The sequence below is a fragment of the Psychrobacter sp. CX97 genome, assembly GCF_057396285.1.
This window is the reverse complement of record NZ_JBXYJE010000006.1, coordinates 54,172-79,814: the sequence shown is the minus strand read 5'-3', so window position 1 is coordinate 79,814 and position 25,643 is coordinate 54,172. Positions and strand designations below refer to the sequence as shown.

General features: G+C 39.4%; 20 protein-coding genes and 2 pseudogenes. 8 read left to right on the top strand and 14 right to left on the bottom strand.

Translation table 11 applies throughout. The annotated features are described in order from the left end of the window. Nucleotides 1–73: 73 nt before the first annotated feature. Together arsH and AC2SLL_RS06355 are read left to right on the top strand one after the other, a co-directional pair. The gene (gene arsH / locus AC2SLL_RS06360; RefSeq protein ID WP_486530845.1) at nt 74–847 is read left to right on the top strand and encodes an arsenical resistance protein ArsH; all 774 of its coding nucleotides are present in this window, start codon (nt 74–76) and stop codon (nt 845–847) included. A 241-nt stretch (nt 848–1,088) separates the two neighbouring features. Further along, nucleotides 1,089–1,856 carry a hypothetical protein gene (locus AC2SLL_RS06355; protein ID WP_486530844.1) on the top strand — a complete coding sequence of 256 codons (768 nt, stop codon included), beginning with the start codon at nt 1,089–1,091 and terminating at the stop codon, nt 1,854–1,856. Nucleotides 1,857–2,255: 399 nt separating this feature from the next. Here AC2SLL_RS06355 and AC2SLL_RS06350 read toward each other — a convergent pair whose 3' ends face one another. The 4 genes and pseudogenes from AC2SLL_RS06350 to AC2SLL_RS06335 all read right to left on the bottom strand — a co-directional run bounded on the left by AC2SLL_RS06350 (nt 2,256) and on the right by AC2SLL_RS06335 (nt 5,813). After that, nucleotides 2,256–2,468 carry a hypothetical protein gene (locus AC2SLL_RS06350; RefSeq protein WP_486530843.1) on the bottom strand — a complete coding sequence of 71 codons (213 nt, stop codon included), beginning with the start codon at nt 2,466–2,468 and terminating at the stop codon, nt 2,256–2,258. Nucleotides 2,469–2,478: 10 nt separating this feature from the next. Beyond that, nucleotides 2,479–2,844: pseudogene (locus tag AC2SLL_RS06345) on the bottom strand (Glu/Leu/Phe/Val dehydrogenase dimerization domain-containing protein); the annotation flags it as partial. 256 nt (nt 2,845–3,100) lie between these two features. Continuing rightward, nucleotides 3,101–4,528: a DHA2 family efflux MFS transporter permease subunit gene (locus AC2SLL_RS06340; protein WP_486530842.1), complete on the bottom strand. Its 1,428-nt coding sequence runs from the start codon at nt 4,526–4,528 to the stop codon at nt 3,101–3,103. A gap of 391 nt (nt 4,529–4,919) precedes the next feature. Continuing rightward, the gene (locus AC2SLL_RS06335; RefSeq protein ID WP_486530841.1) at nt 4,920–5,813 is read right to left on the bottom strand and encodes an alpha/beta fold hydrolase; all 894 of its coding nucleotides are present in this window, start codon (nt 5,811–5,813) and stop codon (nt 4,920–4,922) included. A gap of 418 nt (nt 5,814–6,231) precedes the next feature. Between AC2SLL_RS06335 and yghU the strand changes: the two genes are divergently transcribed. Together yghU and csdA are read left to right on the top strand one after the other, a co-directional pair. Continuing rightward, the gene (yghU, locus tag AC2SLL_RS06330; protein WP_486530840.1) at nt 6,232–7,095 is read left to right on the top strand and encodes a glutathione-dependent disulfide-bond oxidoreductase; all 864 of its coding nucleotides are present in this window, start codon (nt 6,232–6,234) and stop codon (nt 7,093–7,095) included. Nucleotides 7,096–7,995: 900 nt separating this feature from the next. Then, nucleotides 7,996–9,540 carry a DEAD/DEAH box helicase CsdA gene (csdA, locus tag AC2SLL_RS06325; protein WP_486530839.1) on the top strand — a complete coding sequence of 515 codons (1,545 nt, stop codon included), beginning with the start codon at nt 7,996–7,998 and terminating at the stop codon, nt 9,538–9,540. A 434-nt stretch (nt 9,541–9,974) separates the two neighbouring features. Here the strand turns inward: csdA and AC2SLL_RS06320 are convergent, their stop codons facing one another. After that, nucleotides 9,975–11,468 carry an L-serine ammonia-lyase gene (locus tag AC2SLL_RS06320; RefSeq protein ID WP_486530838.1) on the bottom strand — a complete coding sequence of 498 codons (1,494 nt, stop codon included), beginning with the start codon at nt 11,466–11,468 and terminating at the stop codon, nt 9,975–9,977. A 584-nt stretch (nt 11,469–12,052) separates the two neighbouring features. On the opposite strand from AC2SLL_RS06320, the gene AC2SLL_RS06315 reads away from it, so the two are divergent. Then, the gene (locus AC2SLL_RS06315; protein ID WP_486530837.1) at nt 12,053–12,190 is read left to right on the top strand and encodes an aldehyde dehydrogenase family protein; all 138 of its coding nucleotides are present in this window, start codon (nt 12,053–12,055) and stop codon (nt 12,188–12,190) included. Between the two features lie 332 nt (nt 12,191–12,522). Here AC2SLL_RS06315 and AC2SLL_RS06310 read toward each other — a convergent pair whose 3' ends face one another. From AC2SLL_RS06310 to AC2SLL_RS06295, 4 genes are all read right to left on the bottom strand, one after another. Further along, nucleotides 12,523–13,176 (bottom strand): anthranilate synthase component II, encoded by a 654-nt coding sequence (locus tag AC2SLL_RS06310; protein WP_486530836.1) that lies wholly within the window; start codon nt 13,174–13,176, stop codon nt 12,523–12,525. A 20-nt stretch (nt 13,177–13,196) separates the two neighbouring features. Next, entirely contained in the window at nt 13,197–14,606 is a 1,410-nt protein-coding gene (locus tag AC2SLL_RS06305) for an anthranilate synthase component I family protein (RefSeq protein WP_486530835.1), read from the bottom strand. A gap of 110 nt (nt 14,607–14,716) precedes the next feature. Then, nucleotides 14,717–15,004 carry a trp operon repressor gene (gene trpR / locus AC2SLL_RS06300; protein WP_486530834.1) on the bottom strand — a complete coding sequence of 96 codons (288 nt, stop codon included), beginning with the start codon at nt 15,002–15,004 and terminating at the stop codon, nt 14,717–14,719. A 327-nt stretch (nt 15,005–15,331) separates the two neighbouring features. Continuing rightward, nucleotides 15,332–17,605: an ornithine decarboxylase gene (locus AC2SLL_RS06295; protein WP_486530833.1), complete on the bottom strand. Its 2,274-nt coding sequence runs from the start codon at nt 17,603–17,605 to the stop codon at nt 15,332–15,334. A gap of 346 nt (nt 17,606–17,951) precedes the next feature. On the opposite strand from AC2SLL_RS06295, the gene AC2SLL_RS06290 reads away from it, so the two are divergent. Both AC2SLL_RS06290 and AC2SLL_RS06285 read left to right on the top strand, forming a co-directional pair. Next, a complete protein-coding gene (locus AC2SLL_RS06290; protein ID WP_486530832.1) occupies nt 17,952–19,196 on the top strand; it encodes a DUF819 family protein in 1,245 nt (414 codons plus the stop codon). Nucleotides 19,197–19,249: 53 nt separating this feature from the next. Then, on the top strand, nt 19,250–20,029 hold the full coding sequence (locus AC2SLL_RS06285; protein WP_486530831.1) for a M90 family metallopeptidase: 780 nt from the start codon (nt 19,250–19,252) through the stop codon (nt 20,027–20,029). Between the two features lie 261 nt (nt 20,030–20,290). Here the strand turns inward: AC2SLL_RS06285 and AC2SLL_RS06280 are convergent, their stop codons facing one another. Both AC2SLL_RS06280 and AC2SLL_RS06275 read right to left on the bottom strand, forming a co-directional pair. Beyond that, nucleotides 20,291–21,658: a DUF711 family protein gene (locus tag AC2SLL_RS06280; protein ID WP_486530830.1), complete on the bottom strand. Its 1,368-nt coding sequence runs from the start codon at nt 21,656–21,658 to the stop codon at nt 20,291–20,293. 15 nt (nt 21,659–21,673) lie between these two features. Further along, nucleotides 21,674–22,396 (bottom strand): annotated as a pseudogene (locus AC2SLL_RS06275) (aspartate/glutamate racemase family protein). Between the two features lie 120 nt (nt 22,397–22,516). Here AC2SLL_RS06275 and AC2SLL_RS06270 point away from each other — a divergent pair. Next, nucleotides 22,517–23,458: a hypothetical protein gene (locus AC2SLL_RS06270; RefSeq protein ID WP_486530829.1), complete on the top strand. Its 942-nt coding sequence runs from the start codon at nt 22,517–22,519 to the stop codon at nt 23,456–23,458. Nucleotides 23,459–23,500: 42 nt separating this feature from the next. On the opposite strand, the gene AC2SLL_RS06265 is transcribed toward AC2SLL_RS06270, so the two are convergent. From AC2SLL_RS06265 to AC2SLL_RS06255, 3 genes are read right to left on the bottom strand one after another with little or no spacing between them, the layout of a single operon-like run. Then, nucleotides 23,501–24,175 (bottom strand): LysE family translocator, encoded by a 675-nt coding sequence (locus tag AC2SLL_RS06265; RefSeq protein ID WP_486530828.1) that lies wholly within the window; start codon nt 24,173–24,175, stop codon nt 23,501–23,503. A 56-nt stretch (nt 24,176–24,231) separates the two neighbouring features. Next, nucleotides 24,232–25,065, bottom strand: coding sequence for a PhzF family phenazine biosynthesis protein (locus AC2SLL_RS06260; RefSeq protein WP_486530827.1), 834 nt, complete (start codon nt 25,063–25,065; stop codon nt 24,232–24,234). A gap of 60 nt (nt 25,066–25,125) precedes the next feature. Continuing rightward, a complete protein-coding gene (locus AC2SLL_RS06255; RefSeq protein WP_486530943.1) occupies nt 25,126–25,638 on the bottom strand; it encodes an EamA family transporter in 513 nt (170 codons plus the stop codon). Nucleotides 25,639–25,643 lie beyond the last annotated feature (5 nt).

Genomic DNA, 25,643 nt, shown 5'->3' with positions numbered 1-25,643 from the left:
AAAATTCTTATGATTCCATCATCATTCAACCAAAAACCCTATATATAATCCATAATAAAAACTTTATACTCCTATGAAAAATATACCAAAAAACGCAAATTTAGCCGAAACTCTGGATCCTGAACTACCAAATATTGATGCCGAACAGTTTCGTATACCAACCATGGAGGATTTGCAAAGAGAGCACACTACCCATGCGCCCAAATTTTTATTACTTTATGGTTCGTTGCGAGAGGTATCCTATAGCCGTTTAGTGGTAGAGGAGAGCGCAAGAATACTCACTGCTATGGGCGCTGAGGTTAAGATATTAAATCCGTCTGGGCTGCCACTACCTGACGATGAGGATGATACTCACCCTAAGGTAGCAGAATTGCGTGAGTTGGTTCAGTGGAGTGAGGGTATGGTCTGGTGTTCTCCAGAACGTCATGGCGCAATGACTGGCGTTATGAAAGCGCAAATTGATTGGATTCCTTTATCAATAGGGGCTGTACGTCCAACTCAAGGTAAGACTTTGGCAGTGATGCAGGTCAATGGCGGTTCGCAATCGTTTAATACGGTCAATCAATTGCGGATATTAGGACGATGGATGCGTATGCTAACGATACCGAATCAATCTTCAGTCCCCAAAGCATTTTTAGAGTTTGAGGATGTCACTGACCCTGAGGGGAATACGGTCAAAAGAATGAGGCGGTCAGGGTATTATCTGCGTATCGTCGATGTGCTAGAAGAGCTGGTGCGATTTACTCTCTTAACCCGTGATCATGCGAAATATTTTGTAGACAGATATTCTGAACGGGTAGAGAGTGCGGAAGAATTAATGCGACGGGTTAATGAGACGGAACGTTAAACCCGCCAAAAATCGAAATATCAAAATATAAATTATAAAATAGCCTAAGCAAATAATTTTTTATACTCCAAACCTTTAGCAATCATCTATTATTAAACATGAACTACTACACATAAAACATTTATTTATAAGCGCACGACTTAATTTAAGCGAATATAGCCAATGATAGGTTATGATTAAAGGTTTTAAAATATTAAATAAATGGCTCAGTTTCTATCATTTATTCATCATACATATCATTATGAATCAATCCTTACGCAAAGTTTTTACCAACATTATCTTTGGTATATCTCTATCAAGTTTATTGATTGGCTGTGCATCTGTATCGTATGATCAATCAAATAACCTTAACTATAATAATGACTTATCTAATCACGACACCTTAAGGGGTATTGGTTATCCATCATATAAGGGGGCACGCCAAAAAGCGATTGTGCTGTTAGGAGATAACTACTCTTATAGGGTGTCGATTGGTGCCGATCATTTGCAAAAAATGACCCTGTTAGATGACAATTTTATAGATATAAAACAGCCAATTATTATATACAGATACCCTGATAAAAGCTTCCGCATGCGTTTAGCCTTTCACTACACTAAGCCCAGTCATTTGTATACATCTGAAGAGCGCTCGATACTTGCTCAGCTATGTCCGTCTATACAACATACGCAAATAGCAGGGTCTGATACAACAGACTATCCCTGCGATGCGTCGTTACAAGGGGGCATCTATACCTCTGTAACTATTAGAGCAATATCTACTATGCATATATCTTTGCCTAGCAATAATCCTACTACTCAGACCGCTACTGTCTCTACTGATATGAATGTTGATAGGTTGGCGGAAAATTATTTCTTGAAACAAGGGCAGCAAGTAGAGATAAGACAGCTCGGCTCTAAAAACTACAAAAATCAGCTAGAACATGGGGTAATTCCAATGAGTGTCGTGAAGGATGCGATAACACTGCCACTGCAAATATTAAGAATAGGCAAAATGTTAGGAGATTTGTGAAATTCAGTTAATAAAAACTCTACCATAACTGAACACACTATTTGGTATCAAATTTGGGATAAGTTTTCGCAAAATATTTGAAGGGAGTGACTAGAAAAATTCCATGCCTACAACTTAGGATAAAAGATGACGTTCTATGACTAAAATTGTCTCGCGCGTTAATTAGGTAACACCTACGAACACACCTTTCGTAAAGGCTTATAAATTTTATATCAGAGGAGAGGGGTGTAGTACCTAAAAACAAAGCCCCTAAGGTAATTTCTTAGGGGCTTATTTATGGTTTTAGATTTCAATTTAGTTTGACTGTCTGAAACATTATTTGAATCGTTTAATCTTACCGCAATACTATAAAAAACTCTAAGGCTCATTTAAACAAAATAAAATAAAACTTCAAACCAATTAGTTTAATATCCCATAGGCAATCAAAGCTTGAGCCACACGGTTATAGCCAGCAATATTTGCGCCAGACATATAATCAATCCAGTCATTACCACTAAAGCCATATTCTTCGGCAGCAGCAGTGGCATCATCGTGGATGTTCGTCATAATGATCTGCAGCTGCTCATCCACATCCTCGAAGGTACGGTATTGGCGCACAGAGTTTTGAGACATCTCCAAACCAGAAGCGGCGGATTTTATTGTCTGACTTATTAGAAGGGTCAAAGTCAGAACCCCCTTTAGCACCGCCCATTGGTAGGCCAGTTAACGCATTTTTAAAGATCTGCTCGAATCCTAGGAATTTTAAAATAGATTCGTTAACCGATGGATGGAAGCGAATACCTCCCTTGTAAGGTCCTAACGCATTACTGAATTGCACTCGCCAGCCACGGTTGATTTGGATGTTACCGTCATCATCTTCCCAATTAATTCGAAAGCTAATAATGCGATCAGGCTCAGTTAGGCGCTCGAACACCTTATATTTTGCATAATTCGGATCGCGATCATAGACAACGTCAATAGTGCTAGCCACCTCTTTGACAGCCTGAATAAATTCAGGCTGATGTGGTTAGCGCTCTTCGACTTTTCGAATGACGGCTTGCATACTTATAGGCACTGTCCTCATTGATTAAGTTTGAGTTGGATTCATAGTCATTGAATTTTCACTAATTCCAATAACTTGTAACCCATTAGATCTATTATTAACAAATTTGGAAGCTGATTGAAGATACAATTTCTTTAGCATTATACCCATTTGTATTTTATTTTTTATAATTCCAAAGTTTTTATAATCCCAAAGTAGAATGCTAATATAAACCTTGACCATCTTTGGCATTTAATCGCAAAAAGTAAAAGCCCGATATGATAGTGAGAATTCCCATTACCCAAAATGTACTCTGAAAAGCAGTCATAATATCCAATTTAATTCTATCGCTAAACACAGTCAATATCGCTGCACCAAAAGCTATGCCAAAGCTCATTGCTAATTGCTGGTTAACCGCCATCAGGCTGTTTCCGCTACTGGTTTGCTTTCCTTTTAAGTCGCCAATAGTGATGGTATTCATGGCACTAAATTGCATTGAATTACAAGCTCCCATTATGAGCAATAATGGAACATACCAGTACCAAGCCACTTGCTCATCAAGCTGAGCAAGCAACAAAATTAAAATACCAAGTAAGGTCGTATTTGCTACTAATACTTTACGATAAGAAAAACGCTGAATAATTTTGCTAACAAATGGCTTTATGCCCATAGCGCCCACGGCAATAGGAGTCAGCAACCAGCCTGCCATTGAGGGCGTGTATTTAAATCCAACCTGAAACAACAACGGTAGCAAATAGGGCACTGCACTGATGCCTAATCTGGTAAATAAATTACCTGTAATACCAACCTTAAAAGTGCGTACTGAAAACAGAGCTAAAGGGAATAAAGCGGATTGATGGTGGCGAGCATGAAACACATACCCTATTAATAGTGCCAGTCCAAATACTATTAGCATTACACCTATTAGCATCTCCTCAGGCTTTGAGACCATCTCAACTGCTAAGGTCAATAATCCCGCGGCCAAGGCAAATAATGTAAAGCCTTGCCAATCCAGGCGCCCTGTTTGTTCACGTAAATCTGGTATAAGCTTAAAACCAAGAACAAGACCCAATAGCCCCATGGGTATATTGATTAAAAATATCCAGTGCCAGCTAGTATACTGAACAATGTAACCCCCAAGCAGAGGCCCTATAAGCGGTGCTATTAAAGCAGGAATGACGGCAAAGTTCATCACAGTTAACAACTGGTTGCGGGGATAGGACTTTACTAGAATCAACCTTGCTACCGGTGTCATCATGGCACCGCCAATGCCTTGTACCACTCTAGATGCAATTAGAATATTTAAATTAGTGGACATAGCACATAGCACGGAGCCAATACAAAAAATTAATATGGCCAGCAAAAATGTCTTACGAGTGCCATATTTATCAGCTATATAGCCACTAATAGGGATAAAAAGCGCTAAGGTTAAAGCGTAACTAATAACCGCCCATTGCATTTTTAGTGGCGACTCGCCGAGTGCTTGAGCCATCACTGGCAGTGCAGTATTTAGTATAGTGGCGTCTAAAATCTGCATAAAGAGAGCAACAGCGAGAACATATGGCAGAAATTTGGTTTGAGAAGGTGTTAGTTTGAATTTGGGATAGGTATCATTCGTAAAAGATGTTGATGTTATTGATGTTTCAGACATAAGGCGACCTAAATATTTAGGTATGTTCAAATATAAACAGTGTTAACTCACTATGTTATCATGAAGATTGCTTAAACTATTTTGTATTAATGTTAGCACAGATTAATTAATCCCCTCTTACGCTAAAAGTGAAGTATTCACTGTTAAAATACTACCATTTAACAATACTTAGAACCTGTATTAACTTAGAACCTGTATTAATAAGCTAGAGTTAGAGTGTTTTAGAATAAAATGAGACACTACCAAGCACCATTAAGTTAAAAGCTTGGGTTGAATAGTCATTCTATTTAATGTTAATTTAAAGAAGTAGGGGCTTATTTTGGCAAAAATAACCAATTGTGGGTTGTGAAGAGTTGTGAAGACAGGTTCTTAGATAACAATAAATTTAGAGTTAGGTTGCTTTTTTCGACTCGACAAAATCTAAATTTTCACAAATAGTTTCAATCACTTTGTCTGGTCTTTTTACCCAAACTCCGTGCTGATTACCTTTAAGATCATCGTCGAGCTTTACCCTAACAATCTTGGAGGTGGCACAAAGATCGGCGAGTTTTTGGGTTGCTTCTAAGGGAGCAAAGTCATCACCAATGATGTTAATATATAGACCCCGACTTTTTTTATCGTCCATTTTTTGAGTTATAAAATCAAATTTATTCGTAAGAGCGATTCTGCACCAATTCTGCATCATCGTCTTGGCTTCTCGTTCACCTAATCCAATCTTGTTACCTGGCAAAAACCCGTAAATCCTTATCAAAGCTTGAATAACAGCAACTGCCTGAAAGATTCTAATTCGTCCACGACCTTCCCAGCTTTTATAATGGGTACTACCACAAGCGATACCTATGACAGGTACATTGTGAATGGCTGAATAAATAGTACCAAGATGTCCACCCAAACTATGTCCCACTAAAACGATATCGTTGTTTGGCGTATGCGCTTTGGCTTTTTCAACCAACTGATGCACAAAATGATTCACCAGTTCATCGTAGCCGTAATCAATGCCCCGTTTTATATGTGGCGTATTTTCACCGCAATTTGGATAATCGGCATAGATAACGGTAAACCCTTTTTGAGTCAAACCTTTAATAAGCTTGTCATACTTTTTTATGGTTACGCCAAGCGCATTAAGCATGATAAGGGTTGTTTTTGATGCTTTGCCGACATCACTATGTTCAGCGCTGTAATTTTCAGTGCTAGAAACATCAACAGTATAATCTGAGGAAGGGGCGCTAATATTGACGTTAACAGGGTAGGTGCCATTGGTGGTTTCAAATTGAAAATTTGTCACGATAGATTGTCCTTAATCTTATTTGAAAGTAATCATAGCATTAAAATTTTGTTAATAAAGGTTTGCGGCAGATTTTTTCATAGGGTTTATTGACCTTATATCCATCCTGTCAAAATGAGTTAATAAAGTAATGGAATTTTAGCTAATGAACTTACTAACTATTCAAAACAATTAATTTAACAAACTGTACTTTATTTCATGTATTGATAGACTATCATCCTATATATAGTGGCGATAATTAATAAACATAGGATTTACGCAACAGTGATAATTTAATGTATTTATGGGCGACTAGAGATTATTTATAGCGTCTCTGGAACTACGTAAAGCCAGCGCATATAGATGATTACCCTTCGCCACCCACCTAAATCTTGTGTAAAGGCTTAATAAAAAACAATCAGAAAAACTAGGATAAATTATGAATAATACTTCTACTAATGAGTCAGCCAATCAGACCACTACTAACAACACCGACTATACTCCGCCAAAAGTATGGCAACCCGTTGAAGGCAATGGCGGTAAGTTTGCTAATACCAATAAACCAACGGCGGGTGCAAGACAGCAACAAACCCTGCCAAAAGGCGATAACCCTCTACAGTTATACTCATTAAACACACCCAATGGTGTCAAGATAAATATCTTGCTTGAAGAATTAGCTGAATTAGGCATTAAAGGAGCGCAGTATGATGCCTTCAAGATAGATATCATGGAAGGCGATCAATTTGGCTCAGATTTTGTCGAAATTAACCCAAACTCTAAAATTCCCGCTTTGGTAGATTATACCAATCACGATGCCCCAGTGAGTATCTTCGAGTCTGGTGCAATAATGATGTACTTGGCTGAGAAATTTGAAACGTTTATTCCTTTAGCGACCGATAATCCTATAAAACGAGCCACTTGCTTAAGCTGGGTTATGTGGCAAATGGGAAGCGCACCTTATGTTGGCGGCGGATTTGGTCACTTTTATAACTACGCACCATATCCGATGCAGTACCCCATTGATAGATTTACTATGGAAACTAAGCGCCAATTGGATGTCTTGGATAAACATCTTAAGAAAAACGAATATATATTGGGTAATGGGAACGGGTTGTACTCGATTGCCGATATGATTATCTGGCCTTGGTATGGACGTTTGGCGCTTGATGAGCTGTATGACAACGCTGGAACGTTCTTAGGGGTGCAAAGTTATACGTATTTACAGCGATGGGCTAAGCAAATAGCGAGCCGTCCAGCGGTAAAAAGGGCAGTTGAATTGGAGCTACGTCCAATAACTAAGTAAATAAATCATTCATATAAGTAATTAGCGAACTGCGAAAGTGTTAAGTTTTAATCTCATATGGTATCTCGTAATCATTGTAATTGGTATAGTCGCTACCACAGCTCGTCGCGGTAGTGATACGACTAAGGCGTTGACTTTGGTCCTGTTAACGTCAGTAGTGGGATATATGATTAGGGATTATCCGCTCTCTGAATATAGTGCATACCTTTTGACAGCTCTAATTTTGTTCTTTGTTGTTGCTATAACGACTAACTATATTTTGTCCCTGCTAAATAAGTAACGCTTAAATAAAACCTAAAGTCATAATCCTCATTTTTTAAATTGCATAACTTTAAAATTCTTTATTTAAAGTTTAAAAAGATAATTTACTACATTTTTACTATTTTCTTAAATGGGTAGTAGACTAACTAGCTCGTCAAACAGTTGGGTAAAAAAGAGCAATCCTTAATGTATTAAATAGGTTAGATATCAATAGATAACTGACCCTTTGTAGTTCATGAAACTGTCACATTAATCGTTAATAATAGAGAATACTATTCTAAATGGTTGAAAATAAAACACCTATTTAAAATAGTTGTGTTATACTATGCGCCTTGCTGATTGATAACATCGCCCGCAATTGTCGTCTGGAGAAGACACCATTTAAAATTGTTGCCGATGATTTTGCTATTAGCTATTTCTTTAACACTTTGTATTAATTAATAATTTAAAAGATTAAACAGTGTTTTATAGCTAATAATTTCACGGTAACAACCACCAAAATACGTTTTTAGTTTGTACATCGGATGTACATTTTAAATAACGCTTATCTGTGTTGTGCCCTAAACTTCTAACTGTTCACTTTTTGCCTTCAGCATTGGCAAAATATTATAGTGTCAGTGATTAAATGGACACACATTTATGTCAAATTTATACAATCCTTTAGACAACGCTCTTAACAACTCTTTAGATACTGCCAATACCGATGAGCCTACTGGCGTTATCAAAACTGATGACGATTTAAGCTTTGTTGACTTAGAATTAGCCCCTGAGCTAATAGATGCGTTAACGGCTAGCGGTTATGAAATGCCAACACCTATTCAAGCCCAAGCTATCCCGCCAGCAATGGCTGGTCGTGACTTGTTGCTATCTGCACAGACGGGTAGTGGTAAAACTGCTGCGTTTGTATTGCCTATGCTTGATAAAATCATCCGTGATAAAGCGACCAATCAAGTTGTACATACTGTTATCTTAACCCCAACGCGTGAGCTAGCTAACCAAGTCAGTGATAGTGTACGTCAATACAGCTCAAAAACACGTAATATCTTCAGTGTACCCTTAGTGGGCGGCGCACCTTATGGTGGTCAAATCCGTGCGTTAAATAAAGGTGTTCAGGTTATTATTGCGACACCAGGTCGTTTTATTGATCACATGAACTCTGGTCGAATTGATTTATCACAATTAGATATTCTAATTCTTGATGAAGCCGATCGCATGCTTGACATGGGCTTTGCTGATGATATCGAAAAAGTAATGAAAGCGGCGCCTAAAACACGCCAAACCATTATGTCATCTGCTACATGGGACGGACCAGTAGGTAAGATTGCTGCTAGTTTCACTAACAACCCTGAACGCATCGCTATTAAAGTTGAAACGGCTCACATTGATGAATCTGTATATTATGCAGATGATTTTAATCATAAAAACCGTATCCTTGATAAACTTCTCACTGAAAAAGATGTCAATCAAGCGATTGTATTCGCAGCAACCAAGCGTAGCTGTGAAACCTTAGCTAAAAGCCTAAAAGAACAAGGCCATAAAGCCAGCTTTTTACACGGTGATTTACCACAAGCCAAGCGTACCCGTATTATTAATGATGTGAAAGCAGGTAAGATTACTATTTTAGTCGCTACTGATGTAGCCGCTCGTGGTATCGATGTTAGTGGTATTACCCACGTATTTAACTATGACTTACCACGTCAAACTGAAGACTACGTGCATCGTATCGGTCGTAGTGGCCGTGCTGGCCGTACCGGTATCGCTATCAACATTTGTAGCATTGACGATCGTCCACAGTTAGAAGCTATTAACCGTTATTTAAAACGTACTATGCCTATTTTAGAAATCGAAGGTATGGAACCTAAGAAAAACACCAAAGATATGAAGGTTGGTGCTGCTTCTAAGAATGGTCGTGGTGGTAATCGCCGTGGTGGTTCAGGGTCAGGTAACCGTCGTGGTGGTAACGGCGGCGGTGGCTATCGTGGCAAGACTTCAAATAGCGAAGGCGGTCGTAGTGGTAATTCAGACAGCAAGCCAGCTGGTGCAGGAGCAGGTCGTCGCTTTGGTGGCAACAAACCTGCTGGTGCAGGCGGCGGTGCAGGTAAGCCTTCAGGTAATCGTCGTGGTGGCCCATCACGTTCAGGCTCAAGCGAAGGTCGTCCAGCACGTCGCAGTAGCAACGGCTAGTTATAGGCCGTCATAAACCGTCATAAATATTAGATGAAAGTACTAGAAACAAAAAAAGACCAGATTTATTAATCTGGTTTTTTTTGCTGAATTAATTAAAGTGAAGTAAATAACGCTCTTACATTATAGTCACGGAAGTCTAAAATGGTTACAAGGCAACCGAGTGCAAGTACTAATGGAGTAGGCTTAACGAGGTTAACGCCGTAACCGTTTAGTAGTTCGCTGACTATACTTAAATTACTGAGCCTTAGGATAGTATCTGCACATAACATGACTCTGATACCAAATCAAAAAAACTAGGAACAAATACCTGCACAAAATATCGTAAGCTCAGTGGGTTAAATACTGCTAAATTATTTTTATGAAAGAGTAGGGGGGATTAAGATGACTGTCAACATTAAAGTGCAAGTTGCTATTTAACGTTAAGGTGCTATTTAACATTGAGGATAGCCTACGGCAACTTCAACCACATCGATACGTGACCCTTTTTCTCGTCCTTGTTCAGGATTAAAAGCGTGAACAGCTAGTCCACCCATTGCCGTTTCTTTATATTTGTCCATCATATCAGCACCCGTTGCCTTCATTGTAGCAATGGCTTTATCTAGTGATACATGATGCTCGCCATCTCCACGGCTTGCCAGCCTTGCGGCATTAATCGCTTTGACTGCGCCCATTGCATTACGTTCAATACAAGGAATTTGAACCAACCCGCCAATTGGGTCACAGGTTAATCCCAAATTATGCTCAATACCAATTTCTGCGGCATTAGTACATTGTGCTGGAGATAAACCCATCACATGCGCTAGACCAGCGGCGGCCATGGCACAGGCTGAACCTACCTCACCTTGGCAGCCTACCTCCGCACCTGATATTGATGCATTTTGTTTGATGATTGTCCCAATGGCGGCTGCGGTTAATAAGAACTCCCTTACTCCTTGGGGGCTATAACTTTGCAAAAAGTCACGGTAATAATGTAGTACGGCAGGAATAATACCAGCCGCGCCATTCGTAGGTGCGGTAACGACACGTCCGCCGTTGGCATTTTCTTCATTGACCGCTAATGCAAATAAATCTACCCAGTCCATCGCCATCAGTTTATCTGTATGGTGAAGCGGGTTTTCAAGCTCACGCATTAGTTGCTCATACAGCGTTTTTGCCCGACGTTTCACTTTTAAACCGCCTGGCAGAACTCCTTGTCCTTGACAGCCATTTTTAACACATTGTTGCATCACTTCCCAGACATCATCTAAATAGCTATTGATGGTATTTTCATCACGAATAGAGAGCTCATTGGCCATCATAATTTGACTAATTGTCAGATTATTTTTTGCACATAGAGAGAGCAACTCATTTGCATTGGCAAAGGGGTAGGGTACGGTTGAATCACTGGTAATGGCGACACTATCCGCTTGATGTGAGTTTGTTTCTTCTTTATAGCATTCAACTAAGGGCGTCTCAAACTCCTCTTCTGTCGCTACAAAGCCGCCACCAATTGAATAGTAGGTTTTACTTAAGCTTTTACCGCCACTGTCGTAACCACTAAAGCTTAGACCATTTGGATGATGTGGTAAGCTGGTTTGAGGATGCCATACGATATCAGTGTCATAGTCAAAAGCAATTATATTCTTATGATCCAAATTAAGCTGGTTGCTATTTAGCACTGGTGCAAGATAGTCTGGCACTTTATTGCTGTCAATGGTGTTGGCTTTAAAACCTAATAGACCTAATATACAAGCGGTATCTGTCGCATGACCTTTGCCTGTAGAAGCTAAGGATCCAAATAAATCTACTTGTATTCGTCTAATATTATGCAGCCCTAATTGCTGATCTAACTCCTCAAGAAATAAGCCAGCAGCGATCATCGGACCCATAGTATGTGAGCTGGATGGACCAATACCAATTTTGAACATATCAAATAAACTAATCATTTAAAATTATTCCAGATTTATAGATTGAAACTTTGCTTCGAAATGCATACTTATAGATAAATATTTTGATCATTATAACCAAATATTATGTGTAAAAATTATATTTTGTATAGACAATTGATATTTAAAATTATAGTGCAAATTAAAAACTTAATTGGTTGAAAAAAAATATCTTGTCATTAAACCTTCGTTAAATAATATTAATATCAGTGATAAATTTGGTATCAATTTAGCGTTCATTTGAAATTCCTATATTTGTCTAGGTTTAAAGTAATCGCTGAAACTCATGCTATTGCTCGGAACAGTACTCACTGATAAACTCCTAAATTCACAAATTTATGTTAATGTTGTTACTGATATTTTAAAAAGTTAAATTTACAGGTCGTGATATTTTCAAATACTATAAAAGTACCGATTCAAATCGGATTAAACATTCAGATAAATTTAATAACGTTGATTTTTGATAAACTTAAATTAATGAATCATGAGTTATAAATAATTACTAATTCTAATAAGGATAAATAATATGAAAGACTTTAAATTAGTTATCAACGGAAACTTAGTCGAAACATCATAGCATTTTGATGTTATTAACCCAGCAAACTGCAGTACTACCTATTGCGCCATTTGGTGGTGTGAAAGACTCGGGTTTTGGGGTTGAATTTGGCAAGGAGGGACTGGCTGAATACACATCAATTCATACCATTCATACTTATAAATAGTGTCAATAAACAGCAGAAATGCTCAAATTAATAAAGTTGTGGCTTAAGTGGGTTATTTAAATAATTAAATACTTTCCTTCTTAATAACCTACCTTTAACCGCTACTTTTTAAAAAAGGGTTGGTAGTTGATTCTACCAACCCTTTTTAGCATGTTGAGGGTAGCCAAAGCACTTAAAATCGATACAGGGCAACTGAATGAAGTTACTACCATTGTAGGATAAGTGAAGTTAACACCCTCGCAACTTATAAGTTCGCTGACTATTTGTAAATAGCTATTTATATTACTAGCATTATATTAGCAGCAAGATTAATGTTTGCTTAGAAAATCAGCTTATATCTGATTTAAAAAATTGCTTAGTAAGCGTTTTGCCCCTTCAGTCGCAAAAGATTCAGGATGAAATTGCACACCTTGTATAGGATATTGCTTATGGCGTAACCCCATAATTTCATCCCCAGATTTTGCCCGTGCGTCTAAACTCAAATCTCGGTTATCTGTATTATCAACTACTGCGGTGACCTCTAAGCAATGCGGTAAGGTCTCAGCTTTTACCATGAGGGAATGATAACGCATAATTTCAATATCTTGGGGTAATCCCTGATATACACCAAGCTCGTTATGAAAAATAGGCGAGGTTTTACCGTGCATAGGTATGCTTGCTAAAACAACATCTCCTCCAAAAACATGGGCTATGCCTTGCATACCTAAGCAAACCCCAAGCAGAGGTATAGTCGGGCCAAACTCACGAATAACCTCGGCACAGATACCGAAATAAACAGGATCATCAGGCGAACCAGGGCCGGGAGATATGATAATACGATCGTAATTTTGATCTTTAATATCTTTTAAGCTAACTTCATTATTACGTTTAACGGTAACATTGTTTTTAACCTCATCTTTATCCATTTCAGTCTGCAATATCTCGCCAACATATTGGTATAAATTAAAGGTAAATGAGTCGTAGTTGTCTATTATTAATACATTCATTGTTTGCATTCCCAAATTATTTACATAAAGCTATCGAGCACTACCTTCATAGCAGACAATTTACGTTGAATCTCTAAATACTCATCTTCTGGATTGGAATCATAGACATTACCACCACAGGTTTGAGCGTAAGCAGACTCGCCATTAATAAACAGGCTGCGAATCGGGATAGCAAAAATGCAGTCACCATTAAAATTAAATGAGCCTAATGCTCCGCCATAAGCACCTCTGCCATCTGGTTCTAGCTCATTAATAACCTTGATGGCTTCAATTTTTGGTGCGCCAGATAAAGTGCCCGCGGGAAAGTTACTTGCCAAAGCGCTAAACATATCCTCATCTGGATGCAATATGCCTACTATTTCTGATGAAATATGCTGTACATGCGAGAAGCGTTTTATGTCCATGAGGCTGCGTACTTTCACTGTGCCAAACCTAGCCACACGTCCGATGTCATTGCGATGCAAATCAACAAGCATGTTATGCTCAGCAATCTCTTTTTGATCATTTAATAGGGTTCGTGCCAGTTGACGGTCTTCTACTTCATCTTTACCACGTTTTGCTGTCCCTGCTAAAGGGTACGTCTCCATTTCACCTTGACGTAATCTAAACAACAGCTCAGGAGAAGCACCAATAATACGCTGGCTACCAAACTTTAAATAATACATGTGCGGTGATGGGTTTACTTGGCGTAGTTTCTGATAAATTGGGATATGATCTCCAACTATTTTATAATTGGATTTAAAACCAACCTCACATTGGAAGATACGTCCTGAAATAATATCTTCTTTAACCTGCATAACCGCTTTGGCATGCGCCTCACGGCTCATACCATCGCCAACAAACTCAACTGAGGGGGCAGTGTAAGTGGGCGTTTCCGCTTTTAGAAATTCTTTTACTATGTCAATGCGATTGTTCTGCTGCTCGGTGGGGTAGTAGAAATAGAAAATCTCACCCGTCATTTTATCTAGCGTTAGTCCATCTAAATAAACACCAAATTTAAAGACTTCAAAATGTTCACTTGCTTTAGCATTCAGACTCGGCTCGAAAAAGTTGACACTATCATAGCCCAAATACCCGACTAAACCGCCGGTTTGATCACGTGCAATGACGTGCTGAGGGGTAATTTCACGCAGCAATTGATAAGGATTATCTGTCTTATAATCTGTAATAACCCCTGTGGTATTATTGGCAATCCTGAGAGTATGGCGGTCGGGCGCTGCAATGGTCATGGCTGGCGCAAAACCAATGGCATGATGACGTGACATATGGCTTTCTGCACCTAAAGACTCCAGTAAATAGCAAGTCTCGAATTCGGCTTCTATACGTTTAAAAAGTTCAAAAAAATTAATATCTTCGGTTAATTTGATACGTACTGGCTTACTGGGGATTTGTATAGGAGAGGGCGTATCTTTATGAGAGTGTGTGGTCATAAATAATCCGTGGCTAAAGCAGTTATTGAATGAGTTGAAGAACGAGTCGTTGGACTCTTGGTTGAATCTGTAGTTAAAAACCAAGTACAATTCTCTAATTTTCTATTTCTCTATTGTGAACTATTACCCGTCTCACGTAAGGTCTTAAGCAATTCACTAACATCATTGTGTTGAATGGTTTTAGCGCCGCGCGAAACCGTTGCAATACCCACTCCTAGACGTTGTGATATCTCGCGTTGAGTAACCCCTTGATCTAGCAAGTCAAAAATTCTAATGCGATTGGCGATGTCTTGCTGTTCCTTATCGGTCAACAATGCTGTGAATAATGCTTTAATTTGATTCGGCTGGTCTGTCTTAGCTAAATGTTTTAATAATGTCTCGTAGGATGAATCGTTCATAAAGTGACCTTAAAAAGTGACTTTGGAAAATTAAAATATTAATTTATAAAGTAGAGATATACAATGATAATTGTACTTATATACTAGTACATAAGTACATAGATGTACACCATTAACCTAAAAAAAGTAACGGTAAACCAGAAAAGGCAATCAATGTTGATTGCCTTTTCTGGTTTACCGTATGAATAAATATAACGTTTATAGCAGGCCATCTCCGCATTTATAACAAATGATATTTTATAGGTTCTAAATAGCTGTATAGTTGCCAAAATGTCGCTGTTATCTTAAAAATACTTCATATTTAATGACAATCTATTCCTTTTTTAATCAAATATGCCCAAACGGTGTTAGAGCATCTTGTTTGTTTAAAAAGACGTCTTTATCGATCTCAGGATCTTCTTCAATATTTTTGATAGGTTTAGGTAAACCACTTGTATCTATACTCTCATCTTTAAGTACATATGCCCACGCTTGTTTGCGACCTTGAGTGTCGTACTCCCAATATACGCCTTGAACCTCTGGTTCGAACCCCGGTAAAGTGTTCACACCCTCTTGCAGTGCAAGGAAATAGTCCAGTACTGCGCCGCCCCAGACTTCTCCCGGCACAATACAATAAACACCCGGTGGATAAGGTAGTGCGCCTTCCATAGCAATACGACCCTTAATATGACTTAATGGCACCAGTTCAATATCGTTGCGTATGAAAGCATTGTGAGCATCAAAGGCACGCATTGAAAATTTAGGGAAGTGCTTTTGTTCAAACATTTGCTGTTGTAATTTATTCAACTGATGCTTGGCATAAAAGTCATGCAGACGCTGGCACAGCTCATTAATACTTAAGCCACGATATTGAGGATAGGCTCTTGCTAGCGAAGGTAAAACCTCGGTAACAGGACTATTAGCTTTAATATGGGTTTCAAAGCGTACGATACGTGCGACCAAATGTTGAAATTTGGCTAAGGTTTCAGCAGGAGTTAGTAGAAACAATATAGAGTTTAAGTCAGCCTTTTCAGGGACCACTGAACTTTCACGTAAGTAGTGCGCTAACAGCGGCGCAGGGACGCCTGTTTCTTCGTACTTACCAGTTTGTATGTCAATACCAGGGGTCGTCAATAGTAATTTGCAGGGGTCAATAAAATACTGATTATCGGCATATTGTTCGAAATCATGCCAACGTTCACCAGCTTTAAACTCAAAGAAGCGAATATCTGTTGCAATCGTTTCGGTATCGTAGTCTTGCCAAAGCTTACCATCGATAGTTGGTGGCACAAATGGCTTAATGAGGGTACACGTATCTAGCAACATTTTACGAGCCTCAATACCCCCAACCACACACTCATGCCACATGCGTTGACCGGCTTTGCCTTCGTGCATTTTTGCATTAACATCTAAAGAGGCAAATAATGGATAAAACGGGCTGGTTGAAACGTGCATCATAAACGAATTGTTGAATCGTTTATGATTGACATAGCGGCTCTGACCACTGATATGATTGTCTTTTTTATGAATTTGGGAGGCTTGTGAGAAGCCAGCTTGTTGCTTATGAACGGACTGAGTGACAATGATACCGGGATCTTCTTGGGTTAACTCAAGTAATAATGGGGAGCAATCTCGCATCATAGGAATAAACTGCTCATACCCCACCCACGCACTGTCAAAAACAATGTAGTCACAAAGATGACCTATTTTATCAACGACTTGACGGGCGTTATAAATCGTACCATCATACGTACCTAACTGAATAACCGCCACTCGAAAAGGCCGTTTGGCATCGGCTTTTTCTGGTGCTACTTCTTTCACTCTCGCTCGAATTTCTTTTTCATCGAAGCAATGTGCTGCTATTCCCCCTATCAAACCATAAGCATTACGATCCGTTTCAAGATAAATAGCCGTACCACCACTCATCGATAGAGCACTTTGATAAACAGACTTGTGATTATTGCGATCAAATAATACCAAATCACCATGGGCAACCAAAGCACCGATGGCTACTTTATTTGAAGAGGAAGTTCCATTTAGTACAAAATAAGTTTTATCCGCATTAAACACCTTCGCTGCATGTGCCTGAGCTTGATAAGCTGGGCCTTCATGTATTAGCAAATCACCCAAACCAACATCAGCATTACAAGAGTCTGCACGGAATAATGTCTCACCGAAATATTTAAAAAAACGCTTACCAGACGGATGACGCCTAAAAAACTGTCCGCCTTGATGTCCTGGGCAGTCAAAGGCCGCATTGCCATAATCGGTATATTCACGCAGTGCTTGGAAGAATGGTGGGTCTAAGGTGTCTATATAATGCGCGGCGGCAGCGTTAATCAGTTGTCCGTTATAGTATTTTTGGTCATCAGCCAATTCTAAAACACCATACACATGGGGCAGCCATTCGTCAGGTATACTATCGCCATACTTTATTACCACAAAAATAGGGATAGTAAAACCGGTATAGATGATTTCAGCATGAGTGGCAGGTAAGTCTTCCATCGTCACAACAATGGCAGCCATATCGGTAAAGTCGGTCGTGGCAATATCAACAAGAGGGTATAGTGAGTAATCGCAATTTAGAGCGTACTCTATGCCAACGCTAATGGCTACTTTCATTATATTATCCTTATTATTGATGGTTTATTATTTATGATTTTTAAGGTTAATGGATTTTAAAGACAACTATATTCATAGACTGGACAATATGAGGTAAATACTTTTGACCATTTTACGCTAAATACTTCTGGTAGTCATCGATTTGTGTGGCGTATTTAAATAAGCCAACTATTAGTATTGATTTAATAACATTCTGCAGTACTGACCGTTTTATCAGTCTTATGATGAGATCGTTCATACTTATAATAGCCAGTAAAAAGAGGCTATAGAAAACGTATTGATTGGTTGCACCCTAGCAAATGGTTATTTATACTCGCTAAATTTTGATAACGTTTGGAGCCATCTGATGCTTAAAAGCTCAACTTTAGCCATAGAAAGCTTACCCCTAGCGTTTGGTATCATAATGGCAATTATCGGACTTATCTTTTATACCCAAGGTCTGCCTAGTAAGTTTTGGCGACGATTTTATGCCGTGCTACCTGGTATCGTATTGTGCTGTTTCATCCCTGCTATTTTGAACAGTCTTGGCGTATTTGCTGCAGGCATTGGTTCGCAAATTTATGGCTTTACCGCTACTTATTTATTACCCGCCAGCTTACTGCTGATGACACTATCGATGGATGTGCCAAAAATTTTAGGATTAGGTTGGAAAGCAATAGCCATGTTTTTCGCTGCCAGTGTCGCCATTATCATTAGTGGGCCTATTAGTCTCGGCATTGCTAAATGGTTATCACCAGAGATGTTTATGGATGATACCTTATGGCGAGGATTTTCAGCGGTGGCAGGTAGTTGGATTGGCGGTGCTGCTAACCAAGCGGCTATGAAAGAGTTGTTTGGCGTCAGTGATGACTTATTTGGCATGATGATATTGGTTGACACTACCAATGCCTCATTGTGGCTACTGGCAATTCTAATTATGGCCAAACATAGTGCTAAAATTGATCGCTTTTTAAAAGCGGATACCGATAGCATAGATAAAGTAGTGGCTGCTGTTGAAAGTTACGAGAAAGAAAACGCACGACCTGCCAGCCTCAATGACTTAATGGTAATGTTTGGACTGTGCTTTGCGATGGTCGGTCTCGCTCACTTTATTGGAGGGCAAATCGCCAATTATTTCTCCCCTTACGCATGGGCGGTTCAATATAGCTTTGCCAGTTCATTTTTTTGGATGGTGGTTATCATTACCTTAATAGGGGTGGGATTTTCATTTACCAAGATTCGACGCTTGGATCATATAGGTGCCTCAAAGATTGGCACTGTCTTTATTTTTGTACTCATTGCCGCTATTGGCATGCAGATTAATCTGAATGGATTAGTATCACAGTGGCGATTATTGTTAATTGGCTTATTATGGATGAGTATTCATGTCGCAATTATATTTATGGTTGCCAGACTCATTCGAGCGCCATTTTTCTTCTTAGCGGTCGGTTCCAACGCCAATACGGGCGGAGCTTCCTCAGCACCTATTGTAGCAACAGCCTTTCACCCGTCTTTAGCCCCAGTTGGTGTATTTCTAGGTATTTTAGGCTACGCAGTGGGTACAGTTGGGGGGTATGTTAGTACTCAGTTAATGCGACTGGTGGTTGGTTAGATGACATCTCAGCTGAGACCGCTTTATGACAGTACAAGGCAGGGTATGAAATCATGTTTGATAAAATAAAAGACTGGCACGAACAGCGCATCATAGATAACAGCCCCTATAAACAGGCAGACTGGCAACAAATAGCAAAGCAACTTCCCATACTTGATAGACTCAGCGAAAATGAGCTAGAGCGCTTATTTGAACTGGCGACTTTGTTTTTACACCATAAGTCTATCCAAGGAGTTCAAGACTTTGAGGTCACTGACACCATGCGTCAATCAATCGCATTGCAAGCCTGCTTGCCAATTCTAAATTTAGGTCTTGAATGGTATAAAGGGTGGTCATCCGTCATCATCTATCCACGCTCCTATACCAGTAAGAACACTACTACAGATGAGTTTGGTATTGTGCACGAAGGTCATCAACATCGTAGTGGTGAGGCATGGCTACGGGGTCCCGTTATTCTGTCATGGAGGGAGGTCAAGCAAGCGGGGGAACTCGATGGAAATAACGTAGTAATTCATGAATTCGTGCATAAGCTTGACATGCTAAACGGTCGTGCCAACGGTTTTCCACCTATGCAATCAGGAATGAACCCTAGCGAATGGACTCAAATAATGCAAAACGGATTTGAGGATTTTAAACGGCATCCTAAAGCTGGTATAAATAGTTATGGTGCGACTAATCCTGCCGAATTTTTTGCGGTGTTGAGTGAGGTCTTCTTTGAGCGACCTACATTATTACAAGACGCATATCCTGATATTTTTGAACTTATGGTCGAGTTTTTTGGACAGAATCCGTTGAGAATGATTCACCATTTAATGAACCCGAATTCAGGATAAGGTTTAGGGCAAGGGTTGTGTAGCCAATCCTGCTTTCAGCTATATCTCCTCGTCAGGCGGGGCAGTGACTAAAGTTTGGAGCGTCTCTTGCCAGCGTAGCCACTCCAAAACTAAGTCACCGCACCCGCCTGAACGAGCAGTATACCGCTTCTATCAGGGCTAAAACGCTCTCACGGTTATAGCGAAGGCTAGGCAATAGGTTATTAAGGTTACTTATATATATAGGTTACTTAGTTAGATTATTGACAAATAATTAAACCATTAAGGCACCGCCATCACCGCACAATTACACAAGTCCTCGCTTTCAAACTGAGTCATCTCGCCATCAGACAGATTAGGTACAGGAAACACCCGAACTGTTAGGGGTTTATTAAGTCTAAACGCCATCGTACCTGTATCTCTCATTAATGCCGATAGTTTCTCGTTTGGCGTATCACCAGCAATAGGGACGGTATCGAGTCCTATACCACATACTGCGCTATAGGTTAATAATGCCCTAATATCAAAGTCATTATTAATTGTGCCTTGCGCCAATCCCGTATCTTCAGTTACCGCTAACATCAAACCTGAAAATCCAACCGCATTAATACCTTTGATAGACTTAAATACCCGAGTCAGCAGGCTAGAGGCTTCAACCGTACCCGATGCCCCAAAGAATGGTACACCAAGTAGCTTATACACCTCAACCATTGAAGCGCAGTCTTTAGAAGGTGCTGCTGAAGTATCAATACCAACGTATGTCCAATCCGTAGCTTCTGAAACTGTAGCCTCTGAATCCGTAGTTTCTGAATATGAGCACTTAGTTTGCGCTATCTCGTTTATGATATCGATATGATATTGCAGAACATAACTCATAGCATCAAAGACAAGTTGGCGTTGCTGTTGATAACTTATACTCTCTGTTAGATTGTCCTTACGAACTTGCTTATTATGATGCTCATTTACTGCCTTTAAGGTGGCAACTAATAAGTCTGGTGTCTCAAGACCAATCACAAACCCTTTATCCGTCTGTCCGCTATGATAACTTGCTGGAAAGTAGGGGATATACTCGTCGCAATTAAAATTCACCGTAAAGTTAAAGTTTCCCTCGCCACGTGGGGTAATCTTTGCGATGTGTTGCACCGTCTCGATGCAATGTTCGATCAGCTCGTTATCAAGTACACCCAAGTCATCGACTGGTACATTGACGCACGCATTGCATAAATCGCCATATTGAGCGATAAGCTGGGGCAGTAGTTTGATTTCTTGCACGGTTTTGGCTTCACCGATGGCAAAGCGAATGCGTAAATTAAGTGTACTAGTATCTTGATTTAGTTGATTCAATAATTGAGTAATTTTCTCTAAACCAATGATAGCTGATTCAATAGTGCTGGTATCTAAATACTCGCCAAAGGGGTTAGTTACAATACGAATGGATTGCACCTCATATCCTTGCAAGTGATACGCATCGGCTAAGATATTGCATTGTCTGATAGCATCAGCAAGCACATGTTCCCATGCGTCCATATCTTTCGTAAGATTGATGAAAGTGGTTACGGTTCGGACTTTGCAAAGGGTTTTATCTTTGAGAATGTCATTAATAATGTTTGATATTGAATATTGAGTTATATAATGTTGTTTGTTTGTCATAATCTGCTCACATTTTTACGAAGTTTTATTCAACAAAAAATCAACTCCAGCTTCCGCATGAATTTGTGTCGTATCAAAAACAGGAATTGGACTATCCTCAGGCTTAATTAATAGTCCAATTTCAGTACAGCCTAAAATCACACCTTGTGCACCTTGCTTAGCCAAGTCATATATTACCTAAATATAGTACTCGCGAGATTCAGCTAAGAATTGACCTTGGCACAGCTCGTTATAAATAATGTCATGAATGTTGTCTTGTGCCTTTGATTCAGGCACGAGCACCGTTAATCCTGCATCTATAAGGCGTTGTTGATAAAAGTGTGGCTCAGCTAACTCATTATTCATCGTAAATTTAGTCCCCAATAGCGCAATAGTATCTAAGCCATGAATTTTAATCGCCCTTGATGTAGCATCAGCGATGTGAATCAACGGTAACTCGACTGCTAATTGCACTTGCTCAGCAACTTTGTGCATTGTGTTAGTTGCTATTAATAATCCTTCCACCCCAGCACGTTTTAAGCGTAGTCCACTATCAATGAGTGTATCGGATAGTGCTTCCCAGTCGCCTTTAGCTTGCAGGGCAGCAATAGGGGCAAAGTCCAAACTGTGTATGATTATATCAGCGGAATGCAGACCCCCAAGCTCATCTTTAACACCTTTATTAATCAGTTGATAATACGTTTGCATACTCTCCCAACTCATTCCACCAATGATGCCCAACGTTTTTTGAGTTCTCATATTTTCATCCTGTTTTAATTATTTTGTTTAAGAGATGTTATGATGTATTAAAAAGCTTAATGCTATCTTGTAATAAGACCATAGTAGCTCTCAGGTTTATGTCAAGTCAGGTCGCAATAAATGTCCTATATTCTAGCTATCATAAAAAAATCTCTAATTACAACATGGTTTCTATTAAAGATTACTGTCCCGATGATGTTTATATCTCGGGTTTTGAATTTGGTTGGAGTTGCAGATTGGCTAAGCAAGATACTTGCCGTACCTTTGTCAGTTATGGGGTTACCTGGAGAGGCAGGGCTCATCTGGGCCGTGACCATATTAACTAATATTTATGGCGGAATCGGTGTTTTAGCAACATTACTACCTGCTGATGGGTTAACCATTGGACAACTGAGTATTCTTAGCTCAGCTATGCTATTTGTACATGCTTTGCCAGTAGAGCAGGCAGTCGTTCGAGTGGCTGGTGCAAGTGCCATCTTTACAGGGCTGTTAAGGCTGTTTGCTGCGATTACTTATGGTATCGTTGCTCATTATTTATTCGAGTTCTTTGGTATTATGCAAGAACCGGTAAATATCGCATGGCTACCTGAAGTGTCAAGCGATGAAAGTTGGCTGTACTGGATTCAAAGTACCGTCAAAATTATGGTTACGATGTTTATTATTATTACCGCCATTAACTTCGTAATGGATTTTCTAGAGCGCATAGGCTTTATTATATGGCTGTCAAGACGCTTGGAACCTTTTCTAAGGTTAACAGGTCAGAATCCTGAGCTAGCCCCGATGACAACAATAGGCTTGCTTCTTGGCCTTTCATACGGAGGTGGCTTAATTATTCAAAAAGTGAATGAAGTTAATTTTAGGCGAAGAGACTTATTCATGTCTTTAAGTTGTTTGTCACTTATACATGCATTGATTGAAGATACCTTGCTCATGCTTTTACTTGGTGCTGACATTTGGGTCATTCTTTTTGGTAGAGTCTTGTTTTCAATAATGCTTTTAATCATGGTTGCTAGACTAGCAGATCGTTTTTTCTTTAAAGAAGCCCCCAGAATGCCAGAATAAAAGCTCAAAGTTATTGATTAACCTAACACGACATCTACTTCCCTAAATCCACAAAGCCACCGCACAATATAAAGTCATTACCACTATGACGATATGAATCAGTTTCATTAACTTAGGATTGTGAACTAAACGCCGCAACCATTGCCCGCCAGCCGCCCATACCGCAATAGAAAGTAGACTTACGATCATACACAATATTATTAAGGTCCAATTTGTTAACCATGCGTAATTGGGGCCAGTATCCGCAGTATGTATTAGTGCAATACTGGGTAGCATGACCGTCATTGTCCAAGTCTTTGGATTTAACCATTGAAAGAATGCTGCTTGCCAAAAGGTAAGAGGCAGTTCTCCAAATTTCTTTTTAATCTTTGCATCCGCATTCTCAGAAGACTCAAGTTTCAAAGCCTCAGTGACCATCGCACTAAAGTCACTCATCGCCATTTGATAAGTTAGCCATAATAGATATACCGTACCCAATATTTTTATACCCAACATAAGGGTAGGGTGGTCAACGACGATAGCGGCCATACCCCAATAGCTTAACCACGTCATCACGCCAGCACCAAACGTTATGCCTAATAAATGACCCTGACAGCCCCATAGCCCTTTTTTGATACCGCCATGCAATAGCATCAAATTATTAGGCCCAGGCGTTATGGAGTTGATAAGTATAAATACGGCTAAAGCAAAAACACTGCCTTCTAATCCTGTCATCATATTGGTTAACCTATATTCAAAGTCTATATCTATAATTCAGGTACTTATGATAAAAATTAAACCTCAATAACCCCAGATAAATAACGTACTGCATTCCCTGATATTAGCACTCTATCACCACGCACTTCACAAGTTAGTTCACCGCCACGACTTGATGCTTGATAAGCGAGTAGGGTGTCTCTACCCAAACGCTCAGCCCATAATGGCGCTAGCCCTGTATGAGCTGAACCTGTCACAGGGTCTTCATCGCCACCGCTTGCAGGCCAAAAATAACGGGATATGAAGTCATACTGTTTGTATTCTTTAGAGTTTGGTAGACTCGTTACCACCACATCAAATGGGGCAAGGGTTGCTAAGATTTCATTATTCCGCTCTACAGTAAGCACCTCTTCCTCAGCTTGGTACACCACAAAATACGCTTGCTGGTTTTGATAAACCTCATCAGGTTTAATAGACAGCCCATCGACTAGGGCTTGAGGCAGGCTAGTTAACCGTTGAGGTTTTTGATTGGGAAAGTCCATTTCTATCTTACCGTCTGTTCGTTTGGTAACGGTTAATAAGCCAACTGCTTCGGCATAGAACTTTACCGAAGACAATTCTGGTCGTTCACTAAATAGCAAAAAAGCAGAGGCTAAGGTCGCATGTCCGCAAAAATCTATTTCTTTAATGGGAGAAAACCAACGAATATGGTAAGTAGGCGATTCTTCTATATTTAAATTTAAATCCGCCTCACACTTCACTAAAAAGGCCGTTTCTGATAAATTATTTTGGATAGCAATGTTTAGCATAACTGTAGCGTCTAACCATTTATCAAGGACAACGACCGCCGCTGAATTGCCTTTAAAAACGGTATCCGTAAAGGCATCAATAATATGGATTTCTAGCTTCATAGGGTTCTCAATTAATATATTTTAAAACTCATGTTACCCGTTAAATCTTTATGAATATTCTCATTCCGCCATCACTCTATTAGACCTCCTCGACTTCCTTGAAAACTTAACCGTCAGCATCGTCAATCCAACCATAATAAATACCGATCCAATAATCTCAATTTGAGATAACGTCTCGTCATAAACTAGCCAGCCAAAAAACAAACCAAATATGGGTATGAGTAAGGTATAGGGCGTGACAATGGCAAGTCCATGTTTGGTAATTAATCTAGCCATAATAGAGTACCCTATAATCGTGATAATAAAAGCTTCAAAAAATACAACCATCCAACTTTTAAAGCTTGGAAATTGTATAAATAATGAAAACTCAACATCGGTTAAGTTTGCAGTCATGACGGCTAATACCAAAACGGGTAGGGGAATAAATAAACTTGACCACACCGTAAAGCTTACCACATCTTGCGGTTTCGCAATTTTAATAATCACGTTGCTTAAGGTCATAAATACTGAGGCTAACAGCACTAATAACAAACTTACTAAACTAAAGTTGTCCGACTTAAACAGACATATCATTACCA